The sequence below is a fragment of the Pseudomonas sp. BF-R-01 genome (assembly GCF_019946615.1).
Classification (GTDB): Bacteria; Pseudomonadota; Gammaproteobacteria; order Pseudomonadales; family Pseudomonadaceae; genus Aquipseudomonas; species Aquipseudomonas migulae.
The window spans coordinates 19,723-38,309 of sequence record NZ_JAGYFX010000012.1 but is presented as its reverse complement, the minus strand read 5'-3'; the positions used below and the strand labels follow the sequence as shown (position 1 = coordinate 38,309).

Annotated in this window: 15 protein-coding genes; 4 read left to right on the top strand and 11 right to left on the bottom strand. The window is 58.3% G+C overall.

Features of this window, described 5'->3' with window-relative positions; all coding sequences use genetic code 11:
• Positions 1 to 24: 24 nt before the first annotated feature.
• From KGB27_RS07420 to KGB27_RS07405, 4 genes are read left to right on the top strand one after another with little or no spacing between them, the layout of a single operon-like run.
• Positions 25 to 1,671: a heparinase II/III family protein gene (locus KGB27_RS07420; protein WP_223553752.1), complete on the top strand. Its 1,647-nt coding sequence runs from the start codon at positions 25 to 27 to the stop codon at positions 1,669 to 1,671.
• Positions 1,672 to 1,678: 7 nt separating this feature from the next.
• On the top strand, positions 1,679 to 2,857 hold the full coding sequence (locus KGB27_RS07415; protein ID WP_223553750.1) for a glycosyltransferase family 4 protein: 1,179 nt from the start codon (positions 1,679 to 1,681) through the stop codon (positions 2,855 to 2,857).
• Between the two features lie 2 nt (positions 2,858 to 2,859).
• A complete protein-coding gene (locus KGB27_RS07410) occupies positions 2,860 to 3,819 on the top strand; it encodes a UDP-glucose 4-epimerase family protein (RefSeq protein ID WP_223553747.1) in 960 nt (319 codons plus the stop codon).
• A complete protein-coding gene (locus KGB27_RS07405; protein ID WP_008042115.1) occupies positions 3,816 to 4,829 on the top strand; it encodes an MraY family glycosyltransferase in 1,014 nt (337 codons plus the stop codon). The genes KGB27_RS07410 and KGB27_RS07405 overlap by 4 nt, the downstream gene beginning before the upstream one ends.
• Before the next feature lie 100 nt (positions 4,830 to 4,929).
• Here the strand turns inward: KGB27_RS07405 and KGB27_RS07400 are convergent, their stop codons facing one another.
• From KGB27_RS07400 to mtnA, 11 genes are all read right to left on the bottom strand, one after another.
• Positions 4,930 to 5,169: a lipopolysaccharide assembly protein LapA domain-containing protein gene (locus KGB27_RS07400; protein WP_192226150.1), complete on the bottom strand. Its 240-nt coding sequence runs from the start codon at positions 5,167 to 5,169 to the stop codon at positions 4,930 to 4,932.
• 21 nt (positions 5,170 to 5,190) lie between these two features.
• Positions 5,191 to 5,484: an integration host factor subunit beta gene (gene ihfB / locus KGB27_RS07395; RefSeq protein WP_008042113.1), complete on the bottom strand. Its 294-nt coding sequence runs from the start codon at positions 5,482 to 5,484 to the stop codon at positions 5,191 to 5,193.
• 148 nt (positions 5,485 to 5,632) lie between these two features.
• On the bottom strand, positions 5,633 to 5,911 hold the full coding sequence (locus tag KGB27_RS07390) for a hypothetical protein (RefSeq protein WP_008042112.1): 279 nt from the start codon (positions 5,909 to 5,911) through the stop codon (positions 5,633 to 5,635).
• Between the two features lie 217 nt (positions 5,912 to 6,128).
• Complete coding sequence (gene rpsA, locus KGB27_RS07385; RefSeq protein ID WP_008031789.1) at positions 6,129 to 7,817, bottom strand: 30S ribosomal protein S1; 1,689 nt, start codon at positions 7,815 to 7,817, stop codon at positions 6,129 to 6,131.
• Positions 7,818 to 7,936: 119 nt separating this feature from the next.
• On the bottom strand, positions 7,937 to 8,626 hold the full coding sequence (gene cmk, locus KGB27_RS07380) for a (d)CMP kinase (protein ID WP_008031791.1): 690 nt from the start codon (positions 8,624 to 8,626) through the stop codon (positions 7,937 to 7,939).
• Complete coding sequence (locus KGB27_RS07375; protein WP_230427588.1) at positions 8,623 to 10,830, bottom strand: bifunctional prephenate dehydrogenase/3-phosphoshikimate 1-carboxyvinyltransferase; 2,208 nt, start codon at positions 10,828 to 10,830, stop codon at positions 8,623 to 8,625. Before KGB27_RS07375 ends, cmk begins: the two co-directional genes overlap by 4 nt.
• 28 nt (positions 10,831 to 10,858) lie before the next feature.
• Positions 10,859 to 11,971: a histidinol-phosphate transaminase gene (hisC, locus tag KGB27_RS07370; protein ID WP_008031795.1), complete on the bottom strand. Its 1,113-nt coding sequence runs from the start codon at positions 11,969 to 11,971 to the stop codon at positions 10,859 to 10,861.
• 10 nt (positions 11,972 to 11,981) lie between these two features.
• Positions 11,982 to 13,076: a prephenate dehydratase gene (gene pheA, locus KGB27_RS07365; RefSeq protein ID WP_007899727.1), complete on the bottom strand. Its 1,095-nt coding sequence runs from the start codon at positions 13,074 to 13,076 to the stop codon at positions 11,982 to 11,984.
• A complete protein-coding gene (gene serC, locus KGB27_RS07360; protein WP_223553745.1) occupies positions 13,076 to 14,161 on the bottom strand; it encodes a 3-phosphoserine/phosphohydroxythreonine transaminase in 1,086 nt (361 codons plus the stop codon). Before serC ends, pheA begins: the two co-directional genes overlap by 1 nt.
• A 252-nt stretch (positions 14,162 to 14,413) precedes the next feature.
• Positions 14,414 to 17,068: a DNA gyrase subunit A gene (gene gyrA, locus KGB27_RS07355; RefSeq protein ID WP_192226146.1), complete on the bottom strand. Its 2,655-nt coding sequence runs from the start codon at positions 17,066 to 17,068 to the stop codon at positions 14,414 to 14,416.
• Between the two features lie 427 nt (positions 17,069 to 17,495).
• Positions 17,496 to 18,572, bottom strand: coding sequence for an S-methyl-5-thioribose-1-phosphate isomerase (gene mtnA / locus KGB27_RS07350; RefSeq protein WP_008031801.1), 1,077 nt, complete (start codon positions 18,570 to 18,572; stop codon positions 17,496 to 17,498).
• Between the last annotated feature and the right edge of the window lie 15 nt (positions 18,573 to 18,587).

The window sequence follows — 18,587 nt, the reverse complement described above, 5'->3', positions numbered from 1 at the left end:
TCTTTCATTATTTAAGTGATTTTTATGGGCAATGCGCTGACATCTCGGCTTTTCAAGCTCTACCACACAGCCAAAATGTTACGGTTGAAGCAGATTTTCTACCGGATCTATTACCGTTTCGCCAAAGTAAAACCATTTACGGCAACCGGATTCGGCAAGCGATCGGCCTTTGATCTGGCAAAAGCCCCGGGCTGGAGTGCGTCCCGTTTTACGACGGACGAGCAGTTCGACTTCATGGGCATGAAAGCGCCCATCGAGTGGAGCAACACGACACTCCCGAAAATCTGGCAATACAACCTGCATTACCTCGACCATTTGGCAGCATCCGACCAGGCATCCACTGCATTCGACACCCGCTTGGTCAACAGCTGGATTGTGAATAACCCTCCCTTCGGCGGTTGCGGATGGGAACCCTATACGCTCTCTCTGCGTATCGTGAACCTGGTGAAGTGGCTGCAGAGACAGCCGAGCCTGGAGGGCCATTGGCTGGACAGCCTGGCCATGCAAACCCATGCCCTGTCCGAACAGGTGGAATATCACATCCTGGCAAACCACCTGTTTGTGAACGGCAAGGCGCTCGTGTTTGCCGGCACCTTCCTGGAAGGCGCTCATGCTGAACGCTGGCAGTCGCTGGGACTGGACATTCTGGATAGCGAGGTCAAGGAGCAGTTTCTGGCGGACGGCGCGCACTTTGAATTGTCCCCCATGTACCACGCCTCCCTGCTGTGGGACATGTGCGACCTGGTGAACCTGGCCACCCACACCAAACTTGCACCACTAAGAAACCGACTGGACGAATGGAAGCACGTTGTCGAACGAGGCATCGTCTGGCTACGCAGCCTCCAGCACCCCGACGGTGGCATCCCTTTCTTTAACGATTCGGCGTTCGGCATCGCTCCCGCGCTGCACGATATCGAAACATACGCACGCCTGCTCAATTGCCTGCCAGAGCAAAAAAACAGCACTGCCACTGCTGTCTCGGCCGAACATCACGCCGAAAGCGGCTACGTCTCGATTGATTTTGGCAATCAATGCAAGGCGCTATTGAACCTTGCGCAGGTGGCCCCCGACTACCAACCGGGGCATACCCATGCCGATACCCTGAGTTTCGAACTCAGCCTCTTTGGTCAGCGCGTCTTCGTTAACTCCGGAACATCGCAGTACGGCGAAGACTCCGAACGTCACCGCCAACGCAGTACCGCAGCACACAACACCGTCGAAGTGGACGGCGAGAGCTCCTCCGAAGTCTGGGCCGGCTTCAGGGTTGCCCGGCGTGCGCGTGTTGCGCTGGATACGTTCGACCAGGCCGATGGCATCGTCCGCGTCCGCTGTAGTCATGATGGTTACAAGCGTTTGAAAGGGAAAAACCTGCACACCCGTGAATGGCTCGCAAAAGTTGACGAGTTGCAGATCACGGATTCGCTCACAGGAAGTTTTAACCGAGCGAAAGCCAGGTTTTTTGTACACCCCGAGGCCTTGGTTGTTCAAAATGGCGGGCAATTGACGATCACCCTTCCCGGCGGCCAGGTTGCTTCCGTTTTCCTGGAGGGTGCAACCAAGATCAACGTAGTTACTTCAACGTGGCATCCAGAATTTGGCAAGTCTGTTCCGAACCAGTGCATCGTCGCTGAGCTGTCGTCGAACACGCTGACCACCCGTATAACTTGGTGAGGTTTATTTGAAACTTTTAATCCTGAGCTTTTACTACCAGCCTGATTTATCTGCCGGATCGTTTCGTACGACGGCATTGGTAAAGGCGCTTCTCGAGAAACTGCCGGCGCACGCGCATATCGAGCTGATTACAACCTTGCCAAACCGCTACAGCTCGTTCAGCAGCGAAGCGCCGGAACTGGAAGAGCATCCTCGCCTGACCATTCGCCGAATCGCATTGCCGGCCCACAAAAGCGGTATGGCAGATCAAGCCAAGGCTTTTCTGGTTTACGCGAACGGCGTGCGCAAAATTGTTCAGAACAAACAATATGACCTTATCTATGCGACCTCTTCGCGCCTGATGACCGCGTCGCTGGGCGCCCTCATCGCCCGCCAGAAAATGACTCCGCTTTATCTGGACATTCGCGATATTTTTGTCGACACGATCAAGGATATTCTGCCGAAGAAGCTGATCTGGCTGCTCAAGCCCATGCTTTCGCTACTTGAAAGTTTTACCATCAAGTCGGCCAAGAAGGTCAATCTGGTTTCCGCCGGTTTTCTCCCTTACTTCAAATCCCGGTATCCGGACCAGCACTACTCGCTGTTCACAAACGGTATCGATGACGAGTTCCTGGATGTCCAGCCTGTCGAGAGCTCTGCGAGTCTGAATCCGGTCCTGGACGTGGTCTACGCCGGAAACATCGGTGAAGGCCAAGGGCTGCACACGATCATTCCTGCGCTAGCCAAACGCCTTGAGGGGAAGTTGCGATTTCGAGTGATCGGTGATGGAGGGAGACTCGCTCACCTGAAGGAGGCTATCAGTTCAGCCGGCTGCACTAACGTTGAGCTGTTGAACCCGGTCAAGCGCAATGAACTGATTCAGGTCTATCAGTCGGCAGATGTGCTGTTCCTGCACCTCAATGACTACGACGCGTTCCGCAAGGTCTTGCCGTCCAAACTGTTTGAATACGCCGCGCTGGGTAAACCGATCTGGGCCGGCATTTCGGGTTACGCGGCGAGCTTTGTCGCTGAACATATCGAAAATACAGCCGTCTTCGAACCTTGCGATGTGGATGCTGCAACCAGGTCTTTCGAGAACCTGAATATTCTGACCAGCCCGCGGCATGCCTTCGTCGAGCGTTTTGCCCGCGGCAATATCATGCGCGAGATGTCGCAAGACATTCTTTCCCTGAAGGAGGCTCGTTAATCATGCGCATTCTTCTGGCAGGGGCCAGCGGCTTTGTCGGCAGCGGGCTAATCGCACCGTTGCTCGAGCGTGGCCACGAAATTACCGCCGCCGTACGCAAGTTGAAGGTTGATCTCGACTCGCGTGTGACACAGAGCCTGGTCAATGGGCTGTCGGCCGATCAGGATTGGCAGGGATTGTTGAAGGACCAGGATCTGGTCATCCAGTTGGCTGCTCGCGTACACGTCATGAGTGACGAATCCTCCGACCCCCTTGCCGAATATCGCAAGGTTAACGTCGAAGGAACGCTCAATCTGGCTCGGCAGGCCGCTGACGCCGGGGTCAAGCGCTTCATTTTTCTCAGCTCAATCAAGGTCAATGGCGAAGGCACGGCTCTCGGCAAGCCTTACGTTGCCGATGGAGAGGAGGCGCCAAGCGACCCTTACGGCATTTCCAAAATGGAAGCGGAACATGCCCTGAGAGCGCTGGCAGCTGAAACCGGCATGGAAGTGGTGATTATTCGTCCGGTGCTGGTTTATGGGCCAGGTGTACGAGCCAACTTCCTCAGCATGATGCGCTGGCTGGACAAAGGCGTACCCCTGCCGTTTGGCGCCATTCACAACCAACGCAGCCTCGTTGCCCTGGATAACCTGGTTGACCTGATTGTGACGTGCACCGAGCACTTCGCAGCAGCAAACCAGACCTTCCTTGTGAGTGATGGTGAGGATCTTTCGACTACCATGTTGTTGCGTCGAATGGCGACGGCCCTGGGCAAGCCTGCGCGCTTGCTGCCGGTGCCGAGCTGGATGCTTGAAACCGGCGCGACACTCCTGGGCAAGCAAGCACTGGCCCAGCGTTTGTGCGGTTCACTTCAGGTCGATATCAGCAAGACTCGTGAACTATTGAATTGGAAACCGCCGGTCAGCGTCGATGAAGCGCTGCGCGACACGGCTAAACACTTTTTGGAACTACACACTCAATGAATATGTGGTGGCTGTTACCGGCTGCGGCCGTTGTCGCACTTTTTCTGACTGGCGCCCTGCGCCGGTACGCATTGGCTCGAAGCCTGATCGACATACCGAATGCGCGCAGCTCGCACGTCGTGCCGACACCAAGAGGTGGTGGTGTAGCGATCGTAGTGAGCTTTCTGCTGGCATTGATGTGGACGGCCAGTCTGGGCTTCGTTGCCTGGCCTCTGACCTGGGCATTACTGGGCGCAGGCGTCGGTATTGCGGTACTGGGGTTTCTGGATGATCACGGCCATATCAGCGCTCGTTGGCGCTTGCTGGGCCACTTCATTGCAGCCACCTGGGCGCTGTTCTGGATAGGTGGCTTGCCGCCGCTGACACTGTTTGGATTCGCGCTCGACCTGGGATGGATCGGTCATGCGTTGGCTGCCGTTTATCTGGTGTGGCTGCTGAACCTGTACAACTTTATGGACGGGATTGACGGCATTGCCAGTGTCGAAGCTATCTGTGTATGCCTGAGCGGTGCGCTGTTGTACTGGCTGGCGGGGAATGAACTGGCGGCGCTGTTGCCTCTGTTACTGGCTTTTGCGGTAGCAGGCTTCCTGTATTGGAACTTCCCCAGGGCGCGGATTTTCATGGGTGATGCCGGCAGCGGTTTCCTGGGCATTACCTTGGGGGTACTGTCGTTGCAGGCTGCCTGGACGGCACCACAGCTTCTCTGGAGCTGGTTGATTTTGCTCGGCGTGTTCATTGTTGATGCTACGTGGACTTTGCTTCGCCGCTTGTTCAGGGGTGACAAGGTCTATGAAGCCCACCGTAGCCATGCCTATCAGTTTGCTTCCCGCCAGTTTGGCAAGCACTTGCCAGTCACCCTGACGGTCGCAGCGATCAATCTGTGCTGGCTGTTACCGATCGCCCTGGTGGTCGGGAGCGGCAAACTGGATGGCCTGTCGGGAGTGTGCCTGGCTTATCTGCCGTTGGTAGTTTTAGCCGTCAAGTTCAAGGCTGGGGAAAAAGAGGCTTAACAGCCGAGTCAGAAAATGGAGATGGGGGATGGGGGATGGCACTAGCCCCCTCCTCCGGCCAACCACTGGAAGTAACCGGTGACGCTTCCATCGTTGTAGATCAAACCAGACGCTTGCGCCGCGCTCTTGCGGTGCGACCAACGATCCAGCCAATCGCAGGCCCTGCGACCATCCCTATCAGCAATGAAACCACCACGACAACGGAAACTGGTAGCTGCGGCCCAGCCCATCCAAGGAACAGCAAGGAAACCGACTGCTGGTTCTCAAGCACAAAAGCCAGTATCGCCAGCACCAGCAACAGTAGAACGACCATAACCAGCACGCGCTTCAAGCTACTCATGAGCCCCCCCCTGTCTGGATTTCAAACTTCTTCCTCTTCTTCATTTACCCGATCCCGCAACTCTTTCCCCGGCTTGAAATGGGGAACGAATTTGCCGTCAAGGCTGACGGACTGACCGGTTTTCGGATTGCGGCCTACGCGCGGTGCGCGGTAGTGCAGGGAGAAGCTGCCAAATCCACGGATCTCGATGCGATCACCGGTGGCCAGACATTGGGACATTTGTTCAAGCATGGTCTTGATAGCCAGCTCCACATCCTTTGATGAGAGCAGCCCTTGATGGGTGACAATTCGTTCGATCAACTCCGACTTCGTCATATTTTTCCCTTCTTTTTCAAGCAGCTAGGAAAAGCGCTTCAAAGGTTTTAGCATGCCCGAAGGAATTTGAACAGCCCGAGCTTTGACATATCTTCGCCAGCAATGGGATGCCGATTTCAGAACAGAAGCCTGATCAAGCCCGACCTGCTCATCTGCAGATAACCAGCATGGTGCGTGTCACATAACCTGCCGGGTTGAAGCCAAAGGGATACTCATCTTCGTCTTTGGCGTCATCAGATCTCGTGACCACCTTGTAGCCAGCGCCCTTGCACTCCTTGGCAGCGCGTTTGTGACACTTCTCCCACCCCGACCCCAACCCCGAACAATCGATCTCGATACCACTAACCCCACGTGAGGCGTGAGTCTTCGCATTAGTGGTACAACCCGCCAATGTCAGAACGGCTAGTGCGACAACGAGCTTGTTCATTCATTTCCTTATGTCGGGCGCCCTGCCCGACTGTCGTTCGCTTCTGACTAAAGACTAGCTGCAAATAAACGATTGATCCGATTAAAGAAAGAGACAGCTTTTGGGGGCTATTGGTTTCACGGGCGAACAATGTCGTGCGATATGGTTACTGCCCGCACCGAATCGCAGGCACAAAAAAGGGCGACCGAAGTCGCCCTTTTTAATGATCAAGCAGAACTTAGTTCTGTTTGGCCATTGCCTGGCGCAGCAGTGCCGCCATGGTGGTGTCAGCAGCAGCTTCACCTTCCGGAGCAGTTTTCAGGCTCTGGATGGCTTCTTTCTCTTCAGCATCGTCTTTCGATTTGATCGACAGCTGAATTACGCGGCTCTTACGATCAACGCTGATGATCTTGGCTTCTACTTCCTGGCCTTCTTTCAGAACGTTGCGCGCGTCTTCAACGCGGTCACGGCTGATTTCGGAGGCTTTCAGAGTCGCTTCGATATCGTCGGCCAGAGTGATGATGGCGCCTTTAGCGTCAACTTCTTTCACGATGCCTTTAACGATTGCGCCTTTGTCGTTCTCTTGAACGTACTCGGAGAACGGATCGCTTTCCAGTTGCTTGATACCCAGGGAGATACGCTCGCGCTCTGGGTCAACCGACAGGATAACGGTGTCCAGCTCGTCGCCCTTCTTGAAGCGGCGAACGGCTTCTTCGCCCACTTCGTTCCAGGAGATGTCGGACAGGTGAACCAGACCGTCGATGCCGCCGTCCAGACCAATGAAGATACCGAAATCGGTGATCGACTTGATGGTGCCGGAGATTTTATCGCCCTTGTTGAACTGGCCAGAGAAATCTTCCCATGGGTTAGATTTGCACTGCTTGATGCCGAGGGAGATACGACGACGCTCTTCGTCGATGTCCAGAACCATAACTTCCACTTCGTCGCCGACTTGTACGACTTTCGAAGGGTGGATGTTCTTGTTGGTCCAGTCCATTTCGGAAACGTGTACCAGACCTTCAACGCCTTCTTCCAGCTCAGCGAAGCAGCCGTAGTCGGTCAGGTTGGTTACACGAGCGGTAACGCGAGTGCTTTCTGGGTAACGGGCTTTGATAGCAACCCATGGATCTTCGCCCAGTTGCTTCAGGCCCAGGGAAACACGGTTGCGTTCGCGATCGTATTTCAGAACCTTAACGTCGATTTCGTCACCAACGTTGACGATCTCGGAAGGATGCTTGATGCGCTTCCAAGCCATGTCGGTGATGTGCAGCAGGCCGTCCACGCCACCCAGATCGACGAATGCGCCGTAATCGGTGAGGTTTTTGACGATACCTTTGACTTGCTGACCTTCCTGCAGGGATTCCAGCAGAGCTTCACGCTCGGCGGAGTTCTCGGCTTCGAGGACGCTGCGACGGGAAACGACAACGTTGTTGCGTTTCTGGTCGAGTTTGATGACCTTGAATTCCAGCTCTTTGCCTTCCAGGTGCGTAGTATCGCGCACAGGACGGACGTCAACCAGGGAACCTGGCAGGAACGCACGGATGCCGTTAACGTCGACAGTGAAGCCGCCTTTAACCTTACCGTTGATAACGCCCTTGACCACTTCCTCGGCTGCGAAGGCAGCTTCCAGAACAATCCAGCATTCAGCGCGCTTGGCTTTTTCACGGGACAGCTTGGTTTCACCAAAGCCGTCTTCAACCGAGTCCAGCGCAACGTGAACTTCGTCACCGACGTTGATAGTCAGGTCGCCAGCGTCGTTGTAGAACTGCTCAAGCGGGATGAGTGCTTCAGACTTCAGGCCAGCGTGAACGGTTACCCAGCGAGCTTGGTAATCGATATCAACGATAACACCGGTGATGATGGAGCCTGCCTGAAGGTTCAGGGTTTTTAGGCTTTCTTCAAAGAGTTCCGCAAAGCTTTCGCTCATTTTAATTCCTGTTGATGAGGGCGAAGAATACGCCCATCTCCACACCCCAGACGGTGTGGGTTAGTTTCATTTAAAAGAAGCGCCACAGGACTATGACTGGTCCCCTGCGGCCTTCTTGGTCACCCGGCGATATCGCGAATGGCGATCTCGCTCATGATGCGTTCCAGCACCTGGTCGATGGATAATTCCGTGGAATCCAGCTGTATGGCGTCAGCCGCCGGTTTGAGCGGGGCTACCGCTCGCTGGGTGTCACGCTCATCGCGTGCACGTATCTCATCTAGCAGACTCGACAGACTAACACCATCGACTTTGCCCTTCAACTGCAAGTATCGACGGCGCGCACGCTCCTCGGCACTGGCGGTAAGGAAAATCTTCAACGGTGCATCCGGAAAAACCACCGTACCCATGTCGCGACCATCGGCCACCAGGCCCGGCGCTTCCTGGAATGCACGCTGGCGCTGCAGCAGCGCCTCGCGCACTGCGGGCAACGCCGCGACTTGCGAGGCACCGGAGCCAATGCTTTCGGTACGAATCACATCGCTGACTTCATCGCCCTCGAGAATGATGCGCTGCAACTGACCGTCGGTCGCCGCGATGAACTGCACATCCAGATGAGCGGCAAGTTTTTTCAGCAATTCTTCATTGGTGAGGTCGACGCCGTGATTGTGCGCAGCGAAGGCCAGCAACCGATAAAGCGCACCGGAATCCAGCAGGTTCCAGCCCAGACGCTTGGCCAGAATGCCAGCTACCGTGCCCTTGCCGGAGCCGCTTGGCCCATCAATGGTGATGACCGGTGCGATGTTTTTCACGACTGAGCCTCTTGTGCAACACGGATACCGACCTGCGCGCACAGCGCCAGGAAGTTCGGGAACGACGTTGCGACGTTGGCACAGTCATGGATGCGAATAGGCGCAGTGGCACGCAGCGATGCCACGCTGAAAGCCATGGCAATCCGGTGATCGCCGTGACCATGCACTTCGCCGCCGCCGATCAGGCCGCCGTCGATGATGATGCCATCCGGGGTCGGTTCGCATTTGACGCCCAGTGCCAGCAAGCCATCGGCCATGACCTGGATCCGGTCCGATTCCTTGACGCGCAATTCTTCGGCGCCACGCAGGATGGTGCGCCCTTCGGCACAGGCCGCCGCCACGAACAGCACCGGGAATTCGTCGATGGCCAATGGAACCAGCGCTTCGGGAATCTCGATACCTTTGAGTTTAGCTGCACGCACGCGCAGGTCCGCTACGGGTTCGCCGCCGACTTCACGCTGGTTTTCCAGGGTGATGTCAGCGCCCATCAGACGCAGAATGTCGATCACGCCGGTACGGGTCGGGTTGATGCCGACATGCTCGAGCACCAGTTCGGAACCTTCGGCAATGGACGCCGCCACCAGGAAGAACGCCGACGACGAAATATCGCCCGGCACTTCAATGTGGGTCGCGGTCAGCTTGTGCCCGGATTCGACCGACGCCGTAGCGCCGTTGACGCTGACCGGGTAGCCGAAGCCGCGCAGCATGCGCTCGGTGTGGTCGCGCGTCGGTGCAGGCTCGGTGACGGTGGTTTTGCCATCAGCGTACAGACCGGCCAACAGCAGGCAGGATTTAACCTGGGCACTGGCCATCGGCATGGTGTAGGTCAGGCCTTTGAGCTTGTTACCGCCACGAATGATCATCGGTGGACGACCTTCAGCGGCGGTCTCGATCACGGCGCCCATTTCACGCAGCGGATTGGCCACGCGATTCATCGGACGCTTGGACAGCGAGGCATCACCGGTCAAGGTGCTGTCGAAGTTCTGCGCAGCCAGCAGGCCGGACAGCAGACGCATCGAAGTGCCGGAGTTGCCCAGATAGATCGGGCCCGGCGCAGGCTTCAGGCCATGCAGGCCGACGCCGTGGATGGTCACGCGACCGTGGTGCGGACCTTCGATCACGACACCCATGTCGCGGAAGGCCTGCAAGGTCGCCAGAGCGTCTTCGCCCTCGAGGAAGCCTTCGACTTCGGTGACGCCTTCGGCCAGGGAGCCGAGCATGATCGAACGGTGGGAAATAGACTTATCGCCCGGTACACGAATCCGCCCAGTCAGGCGGCCACCAGGTTGTCCCAGGAAAATCAGGTCGTTGGAGTTCATAGCGTCCACATAAGCCCGGCGAGCCAGGATTTTACTGAAATGTTCGCGGGCAACCCGGGCGCGCGTGAACACGCCCAACAATTGGTGCCCATCCCCTGCATCGACCGCGTCGCGCAAGGCGTCGAGGTCGCTGCGAAATGTATCAAGCGTGCGCAGGACAGCTTCGCGGTTGGCGAGGAAGATGTCGTGCCACATGACCGGGTCGCTTCCCGCGATTCTCGTGAAATCGCGGAAACCGCCGGCAGCGTAACGGAAGATCTCAAGGTTTTCATTGCGCTTGGCCAACGAATCGACCAAACCGAACGCCAGCAAGTGCGGCAAATGGCTGGTCGCCGCCAACACTTCGTCGTGACGCTCGACCTGCATGTGCTCGACATCGGCGCCCAGCTCACGCCACAACCGGTCGACCACGGCCAGCGCGGCCGGATCGGTTTGGTCCAGCGGCGTCAGAATCACTTTATGGCGACGAAACAGTTCGGCATTCGAGGCTTCCACCCCGCTCTGCTCGGAACCGGCAATCGGATGGCCCGGCACGAAACGCGCCGGCATGCCGCCAAACGCTTCGGTCGCGGCGCGCACGACGTTGCCCTTGGCACTGCCGACATCCGTCAGAATCGCTTGCCCAAGGTCCATGCCGGCCAACCGGCCGAGCATCTTTTCCATGGCCAGGATCGGCACCGCGAGTTGAATCACGTCGGCGCCCTGGCAGGCAACGGCCAGGTCTTCTTCGCAGCGATCCACCACGCCCAACTCGACCGCGAGCTTGCGCGACTGCGGATCGAGATCGACGCCCACCACTTCGCGGCACAGGCCGCTTTCACGCAGCCCCTTGGCAAACGAACCGCCGATCAACCCGAGACCGACCACCACCAGGCGACCGATCATAGGTTCAGCAGATTGCAGAGCAGTGACATCAACCACGAGCCAGAACCTTGGTCAGCGCCTCAAGGAAGCGGCTGTTTTCCGCCGGCAGGCCGATGGTGATGCGCAAGTGGTTCGGCATGCCATAGTTGGCCACCGGACGCACGATCACGCCTTCACGCAGCAAGCCCTGGAAGACCGGCAAGGCAACACGGCCGAGATCGACGCAGATGAAGTTGCCCTTGGACGGGATCCAGCTCAGCCCCAGCTCACGGAAACCCGCTTCCAGCTGCAGCATGCCGGCTTCGTTCAGGCGACGGCTTTCAGCAAGGTACTCGGCGTCCTGCAGCGCAGCGCACGCAGCGGCCAGGGCCAGGCTGTTGACGTTGAACGGCTGACGCACGCGGTTCAGCACGTCGGCGACCACCGCCGTAGACAAGCCGTAACCAACGCGCAACGCCGCCAGGCCATAGGCCTTGGAGAAGGTGCGCGAAACCAGCAGGTTCGGGTACGCCGCCAGGAAATCCAGACCATCCGGCAAGTCGCTGCCTTCGGCGTATTCGATGTAGGCCTCGTCCAGCACCACCAGCACGTGCTCCGGCACATCCTGCAGGAACTCGTCCAGCGCTTCGGCGCCAAACCAGGTTCCGGTCGGGTTGTTCGGGTTGGCGATGAAGACCACACGGGTATCGGCATCGATCGCGGCCAGCATGGCCGACAGATCATGGCCCCAGTCTTTGGCCGGGATCACTTTGGCCGTCGCACCGACGGCCTGGGTGACGATCGGATAGACCGCGAACGCATGCTCACTGAATACCGCATTCAGGCCCGGCGCCAGATAGGCACGCGCGACCAGTTCCAGGATGTCGTTGGAACCGTTGCCCAGCGTTACCTGATTCAGTTCGACGCGGCACTGATCGGCCAGCAGGGTCTTGAGCGCAAAACCGTTGCCATCCGGATAACGGGTCAGCTCGGCCAATTCTTCGCGAATGGCCGCCAAAGCCTTTGGACTGGCGCCCAACGGGTTTTCGTTGCTCGCCAGTTTGACGATGCTGGCCGGATCGATGTCCAGCTCGCGCGCCAGTTCGTCCACGGGCTTGCCCGGAACGTAAGGCGACAGTTGTTGCACGCCCGGCTGTGCCAGAGCGAGGAAGTTGCCACTCATTTGCTACCCCTTAGAGAACGGCTTTCGGGTAGGAACCCAACACTTTAAGTGCCACTGCTTCCTGACTGATCTTTTCCAGCACACCTTTTACCAGCGGATCGCGGTGATGGCCGACGAAGTCGATGAAGAACACGTAGGTCCATTTACCGCTACGCGAAGGACGTGTCTCGATGCGTGTCAGGTCGATGCCATTGTCGTGGAACGGCACCAGCAACTCGTGTAGCGCGCCCGGCTTGTTGCTCATGGAGACGATGATCGATGTCTTGTCGTCGCCGGTTGGCGGCACTTCCTGGCTGCCGATCATCAGGAATCGCGTGGAGTTGTCCGGGCGATCCTCGATTTTCTCGGCCAGACGGGTCAGCCCGTACAAGCCTGCGGCCATGTCGCCGGCAATCGCTGCCGAGTTCCACTCACCCTTGACCCGCTTCGCCGCTTCGGCGTTGCTGGAAACCGCGACGCGCTCGACGTTCGGGTAGTGTGCATCCAGCCACTTGCGGCACTGCGCCAGCGACTGGGCGTGGGAATAGATGCGGCTGATGCTGTCGGTCTTGGTGTTTTCACCGACCAACAGGTGGTGGTGAATCCGCAACTCGACTTCGCCACAGATGACCATGTCGTGTTCGAGGAAGCTGTCGAGCGTGTGGTTGACCGCGCCCTCGGTGGAGTTTTCCACCGGGACCACGCCAAAGTTCACCGCACCGGCCGCCACTTCGCGGAACACTTCGTCGATGGCCGCCATCGGCTTGCTGATCACCGCGTGGCCAAAGTGCTTCATGGCCGCCGCTTGAGTGAAGGTGCCTTCAGGACCGAGGTAAGCCACTTTCAGCGGCTGCTCGAGGGCCAGGCACGAAGACATGATTTCGCGGAACAACCGCGCCATTTCTTCGTTGCCCAGCGGGCCCTGATTGCGCTCCATCACACGCTTGAGCACCTGAGCTTCACGCTCAGGACGATAGAACACCGGCACTTCGCCTTCGGCCAGCGAGGCCATCTTTACTCGCGCAACTTCCTGGGCGCAGCGTGCGCGCTCACTGATCAGCTCCAGGACTTTTTCGTCCAGGGCATCAATGCGCAGGCGCAGTGCCTTGAGTTCTTGCTCAGACATTAGCCGTGTTCCTTCTCGAACTCTGCCATGTACGAAACCAGTGCGTTGACCGCAACGATATCGACGGCGTTATAGATGGAGGCGCGCATGCCGCCCACGGAACGGTGACCCTTGAGGTTCAGCAGGCCACGCTCGTCGGCACTGGCCAGGAATGGCTTGTCCAGACGATCGTCAGCCAGGCGGAACGGCACGTTCATCCACGAACGATCGGACTTGTTGATCGGGTTGCTGTACAGGCCGCTGGCATCAATGAAGTCGTACAGCGTGCGCTGTTTCACTTCGTTGAGCTTGCCGATGGCTTCGACGCCACCCTGCTCTTTCAGCCACTCGAACACCAGGCCAGACAGGTACCAGGCCAATGTTGGCGGGGTGTTGTACATCGAGCCGTTATCGGCCGCGACCTTGTAGTTGAGCATGGTCGGGCACAGGGAACGGGCGTGACCCAGCAGGTCTTCGCGAACGATGTTGACGACGATGCCGCTCGGGCCGATGTTTTTCTGGGCGCCGGCGTAGATCATGCCGAAACGAGAAACATCAATCGGGCGCGACAAGATGTCCGAAGACATGTCGGCGACCAGCGGAACGTCACCGGTTTCCGGGACCCAGTTGAATTCCAGGCCACCAATGGTTTCGTTCGGCGCGTAGTGAACGTAGGCCGCGTCTTTCGACAGTTTCCATTCGTTCTGGCCGGGAATCGCGAAATAGTCGTAAGGCTTGGCGGTGGCGGCAACATTGACGTGGCCGTAGCGCGACGCTTCTTCGATGGCTTTCTGCGACCAGATACCGGTGTCGACATAGTCGGCAGTGCCGCTTTCCGGCAACAGGTTCAGAGGGATCTGAGCAAACTGCTGGCTGGCGCCACCTTGCAGGAACAGCACTTTATAGTTCGAGGGGATATTCAGCAGATCACGCAGATCCTGCTCGGCCTTGTTAGCGATGGACACGAACTCATCACTGCGATGGCTCATTTCCATGACCGACAGACCCTTGCCGTGCCAATCAAGGAGTTCACCCTGGGCGCGCTGCAGGACAGCTTCGGGAAGTGCCGCAGGACCGGCACAGAAGTTATAGGCTCTCTTGCTCACATCCAATCTCGCTCTGATTTGGTGGTAATCACGCAATAAATCACAACATCAATCGACACAGGGTCTCTGCCGAAGCAGAAAACCTGTGGGAGCGAGCCTGCTCGCGAATGCATCACCGCGGTGCTTCAGAGGTACCGCGGCGCCTGCATCGCGAGCAGGCTCGCTCCCACATGGGATGTCCCTGGATATCGAAATTTTCCGTTCGGACAAACAACAAGGGGGCGAATTTTCATCCGCCCCCTGTTTGTCCGCTTACTCTTGCGGTTCTTCGTCAGCGGCAGCATCGAGTTGCTGGTCTTCAACAACGTCGTCGATCACGACTTCGCCGTCGAACACCGCACCCTCTTCGCCTTCCAGCTCTTCGCCTTCGACTTCCGACGGCTCCTGCACCCGCTCCAGACCGACCAGCGTTTCATCGCTGGCCAGTTTGATCAGGGTCACGCCCTGGGTGTTACGACCCAGGCTGGAAACTTCGTCGACACGGGTACGAACCAACGTGCCCTGGTCGGAAATCAGCATGATTTCCTCGCCGTCGAGCACCTGAACCGCGCCGACCAGACGGCCGTTACGGTCGTTGCTGACCATGGCGATAACGCCCTGGCCGCCACGCTTGTACTCAGGGAACTCGGTGATCGCCGTACGCTTGCCGAAACCACGCGCCGAAGCGGTGAGGATCTGGCTGCCTTCTTCCGGGATCAGCATGGAAATCAGCTTCTGGCCTTCCGGCAGACGCATACCGCGGACACCGCGAGCGGTACGGCCCATGGCACGAACGTCGGTTTCCTTGAAGCGAGTGACCTTTCCGCCGTCGGAGAACAGCATGACTTCGCGCTCGCCATCGGTAATGGCGGCAGAGATCAGTACGTCACCTTCGTCCAGTTCCAGCGCGATCAGACCGACGCTGCGTTGACGGCTGAAGGATTCCAGCGGGGTCTTCTTCACGGTGCCTTTGGCAGTCGCCATGAAGATGAAGTGACCTTCGGTGTATTCCTCGACCGGCAGCATGGTGGTGATGTATTCATCACTGTCCAGTGGCAGCAGGTTGACCAGCGGACGACCACGGGCAGCGCGGGACGCTTCCGGGATTTCATAGGTTTTCAGCCAGTACACCTTGCCCTTGCTGGAGAACAGCAGCAGCGTGGTGTGGCTGTTGGCGACCAGCAGGTGAGCGATGTAGTCCTCATCCTTGACGCCAGTCGCCGATTTGCCTTTACCGCCACGACGCTGGGCCTGGTACGCAGCCAATGGCTGGGTCTTGGCGTAGCCACCGTGGGAAATGGTCACGACGCGATCTTCTTCCGGGATCATGTCACCCAGGGTCAGGTCGAGACGGGCATCGAGGATTTCGGTGCGGCGCACGTCGCCGTATTCGGCGCGAATCACTTCCAGCTCTTCGCGGATCACTTCCATCAGGCGCGTGGCGCTGTTGAGGATGCGGATCAGCTCGCCGATCTGGTTGAGGATCTCTTGATACTCGGCCAGCAGTTTTTCATGTTCCAGACCGGTCAGGCGATGCAGACGCAGTTCCAGAATGGCTTGCGCCTGTTCCGGCGAGAGGAAGTACTTGCCTTCACGCAGACCGTATTGCGGATCCAGGGTCTCCGGACGGCAAGAGTCGGCACCGGCACGCTCAACCATCGCCACCACGGCGGAGGATTCCCAAGGCGTGCTGATCAGCGCTTCCTTGGCTTCCGACGGCGTTGGCGAGGCCTTGATCAGCGCGATGACCGGGTCGATGTTCGACAGGGCAACCGCCTGGCCTTCCAGAATGTGGCCACGTTCGCGCGCCTTACGCAGCTCGAACACGGTGCGACGGGTAACGACTTCGCGACGGTGACGAACGAAGGCTTCCAGCAGGTCCTTGAGGTTCAGGATCCGCGGACGGCCGTCGATCAGCGCAACGATGTTGATGCCGAATACCGCTTGCAGCTGGGTCTGGGCGTAGAGGTTGTTGAGGATCACCTCAGGCACTTCGCCGCGACGCAGCTCGATCACAACGCGCATACCGTCCTTGTCGGACTCGTCGCGCAGTTCGGTGATGCCTTCGAGCTTCTTCTCTTTAACCAGCTCGGCGATCTTCTCGATCAGACGGGCCTTGTTCAGCTGGTAAGGGAGTTCGGTGATGACGATCTGCTGACGGCCACCGACCTTGTCGATGTCTTCGATGATCGAGCGGGCGCGCATGTAAATGCGGCCGCGACCGGTGCGGTAGGCTTCGATGATGCCGGCGCGACCGTTGATGATCGCGGCGGTCGGGAAGTCCGGACCAGGGATGTATTGCATCAGCTCATCGATGGTCAACTCAGGGTTGTCGATGAGCGCCAGGCAACCGTCGATGACTTCACCGAGGTTGTGTGGCGGGATGTTGGTCGCCATGCCCACGGCGATACCGCTGGAGCCGTTGACCAGCAGGTTGGGAATACGGGTCGGCATGACCGCCGGGATCATTTCGGTGCCGTCGTAGTTCGGCACCCAGTCCACGGTTTCTTTATGCAGGTCAGCCAGCAGCTCGTGCGCCAGCTTGGTCATGCGCACTTCGGTGTATCGCATGGCCGCGGCGTTGTCGCCGTCCACCGAACCGAAGTTGCCCTGACCGTCTACCAGCAGGTAGCGCAGCGAGAATGGCTGCGCCATCCGAACGATGGTGTCGTACACCGCGGTATCACCGTGCGGGTGATACTTACCGATCACGTCACCGACAACACGGGCAGATTTCTTGTACGGCTTGTTGAAGTCGTTGCCCAGCTCGCTCATCGCGAACAGCACGCGCCGGTGCACGGGCTTCAAGCCATCGCGCGCATCCGGCAGTGCCCGCCCGACAATTACGCTCATTGCGTAGTCGAGGTAGGACTGCTTCAGCTCGTCTTCGATATTGACCGGGAGGATTTCTTTGGCCAGTTCGCCCATGAGAAGCTCGATTCCTTTTTCTGGTGAAACCTCGTCACATCCATATGGGACGAACGAAGCTCGCCGCTGCAGGCTGAGTGCCATGCACCGACTTACGACAAATCAACGAGTTATGCCATGGATTTGCGCAGTAAAGACAACCCCGTGGGACTGCCTCGGAAAACGCCGGATGTTATCACAAGAGCCGCCACGCACCTATCCCCCAGATGCGCATGGAGTGTAGTTAGTTGACTGATGGCAGGCTTGAAGGAGACGAGAGGGGCTTAGAGCTGCTGCGAATGCAGAATCCGGGACTGAATTACAGATGTTTATTGACTTTCAGACCCTAATCGCCAGCAGGCTGGCTTCCACATTTGATCCGTGTCGATCACAAACCCTGTGGGAGCCAGCCTGCTGGCGATGGCGTCCTTTCGAACGCCACGGCCAATCAATGCAACCGCTTGCGGCACATCAACTGCGCCATTTTCGCGGTGTCCGGGCGTTCGACGATGCCTTTTTCCGTGACGATCGCGTCAATCAAATCTGCCGGGGTGACGTCGAACACCGGATTGAACGCATCGACATCCGCCCCAACCCGCTTGCCGCCGACTTCCAGCAACTCGCGCCCGTCTCGCTCTTCAATCGGAATGTCATCGCCGCTGGCCAGGTTCATGTCGATGGTCGAACTCGGCGCCACCACCATGAAACGCACGCCGTGGTGCATGGCGTTGACCGCCAGTTGATAAGTGCCGATCTTGTTGGCCACGTCGCCATTGGCCGTGATCCGGTCAGCACCGACGATGACCCAGGTGATGCCTTTGGTCTTCATGATGTGGGCCGCGGCGGAGTCGGCATTGAGGGTCACGGGGATACCCTCGTTGGCCAGCTCCCACGCCGTCAGTCGCGAACCTTGCAGCCATGGACGGGTTTCGTCGGCATAAACGCGCTCGACCATGCCTTCGATGAACGCCCCGCGAATGACGCCCAAAGCCGTACCAAAACCGCCAGTGGCCAGCGCGCCGGTATTGCAATGAGTCAGGATCGCCTGCGCATTGCCCTGGTGCTTGCGGATCAGGTCCACACCCAGTTGCGCCATGGTCAGGTTGGCTTCGCGATCACTTTCATGAATGGCGATGGCTTCCGCCTCCAGCGCCGCGAGAGGATCGGCATCGCCCTTGATACGATCAAGGCGGTCACGCATGCGACTCAGCGCCCAGAACAGGTTCACCGCCGTTGGACGGGAATCGGCCAGCAACGCGTAATCCTCTTCCCACGCGGCCTGCCAGTCACCGCCCTCGAGAATTCGGGCACGGGCTGAAAGCACCATGGCATAGGCGGCACTGATGCCAATCGCCGGCGCGCCGCGCACCACCATCGAGCGAATCGCCTCGGCCACGCCAGCCGCACTGGTGTAGGCAATCCAGGTTTCCTCGAACGGCAAAATACGCTGATCCAGCAGGTACAGGGCGCCATCACGCCAATCGATGGCCTTCACCTTCTCCGCAGCCAACAGTCGATCGCGCATCCTTCACCCCGCACT

Excerpts from the sequence above, each read along its gene's own strand:
- KGB27_RS07420 (WP_223553752.1), top strand. The coding sequence starts at position 25 with ATGGGCAATGCGCTGACATCTCGGCTTTTCAAGCTCTACCACACAGCC.
- KGB27_RS07410 (WP_223553747.1), top strand. The coding sequence starts at position 2,860 with ATGCGCATTCTTCTGGCAGGGGCCAGCGGCTTTGTCGGCAGCGGGCTA.
- KGB27_RS07405 (WP_008042115.1), top strand. The coding sequence starts at position 3,816 with ATGAATATGTGGTGGCTGTTACCGGCTGCGGCCGTTGTCGCACTTTTT.
- KGB27_RS07400 (WP_192226150.1), bottom strand. The coding sequence starts at position 5,169 with ATGAGTAGCTTGAAGCGCGTGCTGGTTATGGTCGTTCTACTGTTGCTG.
- ihfB (WP_008042113.1), bottom strand. The coding sequence starts at position 5,484 with ATGACGAAGTCGGAGTTGATCGAACGAATTGTCACCCATCAAGGGCTG.
- KGB27_RS07390 (WP_008042112.1), bottom strand. The coding sequence starts at position 5,911 with ATGAACAAGCTCGTTGTCGCACTAGCCGTTCTGACATTGGCGGGTTGT.
- rpsA (WP_008031789.1), bottom strand. The coding sequence starts at position 7,817 with ATGAGCGAAAGCTTTGCGGAACTCTTTGAAGAAAGCCTAAAAACCCTG.
- KGB27_RS07375 (WP_230427588.1), bottom strand. The coding sequence starts at position 10,830 with ATGATCGGTCGCCTGGTGGTGGTCGGTCTCGGGTTGATCGGCGGTTCG.
- hisC (WP_008031795.1), bottom strand. The coding sequence starts at position 11,971 with ATGAGTGGCAACTTCCTCGCTCTGGCACAGCCGGGCGTGCAACAACTG.
- pheA (WP_007899727.1), bottom strand. The coding sequence starts at position 13,076 with ATGTCTGAGCAAGAACTCAAGGCACTGCGCCTGCGCATTGATGCCCTG.
- gyrA (WP_192226146.1), bottom strand. The coding sequence starts at position 17,068 with ATGGGCGAACTGGCCAAAGAAATCCTCCCGGTCAATATCGAAGACGAG.
- mtnA (WP_008031801.1), bottom strand. The coding sequence starts at position 18,572 with ATGCGCGATCGACTGTTGGCTGCGGAGAAGGTGAAGGCCATCGATTGG.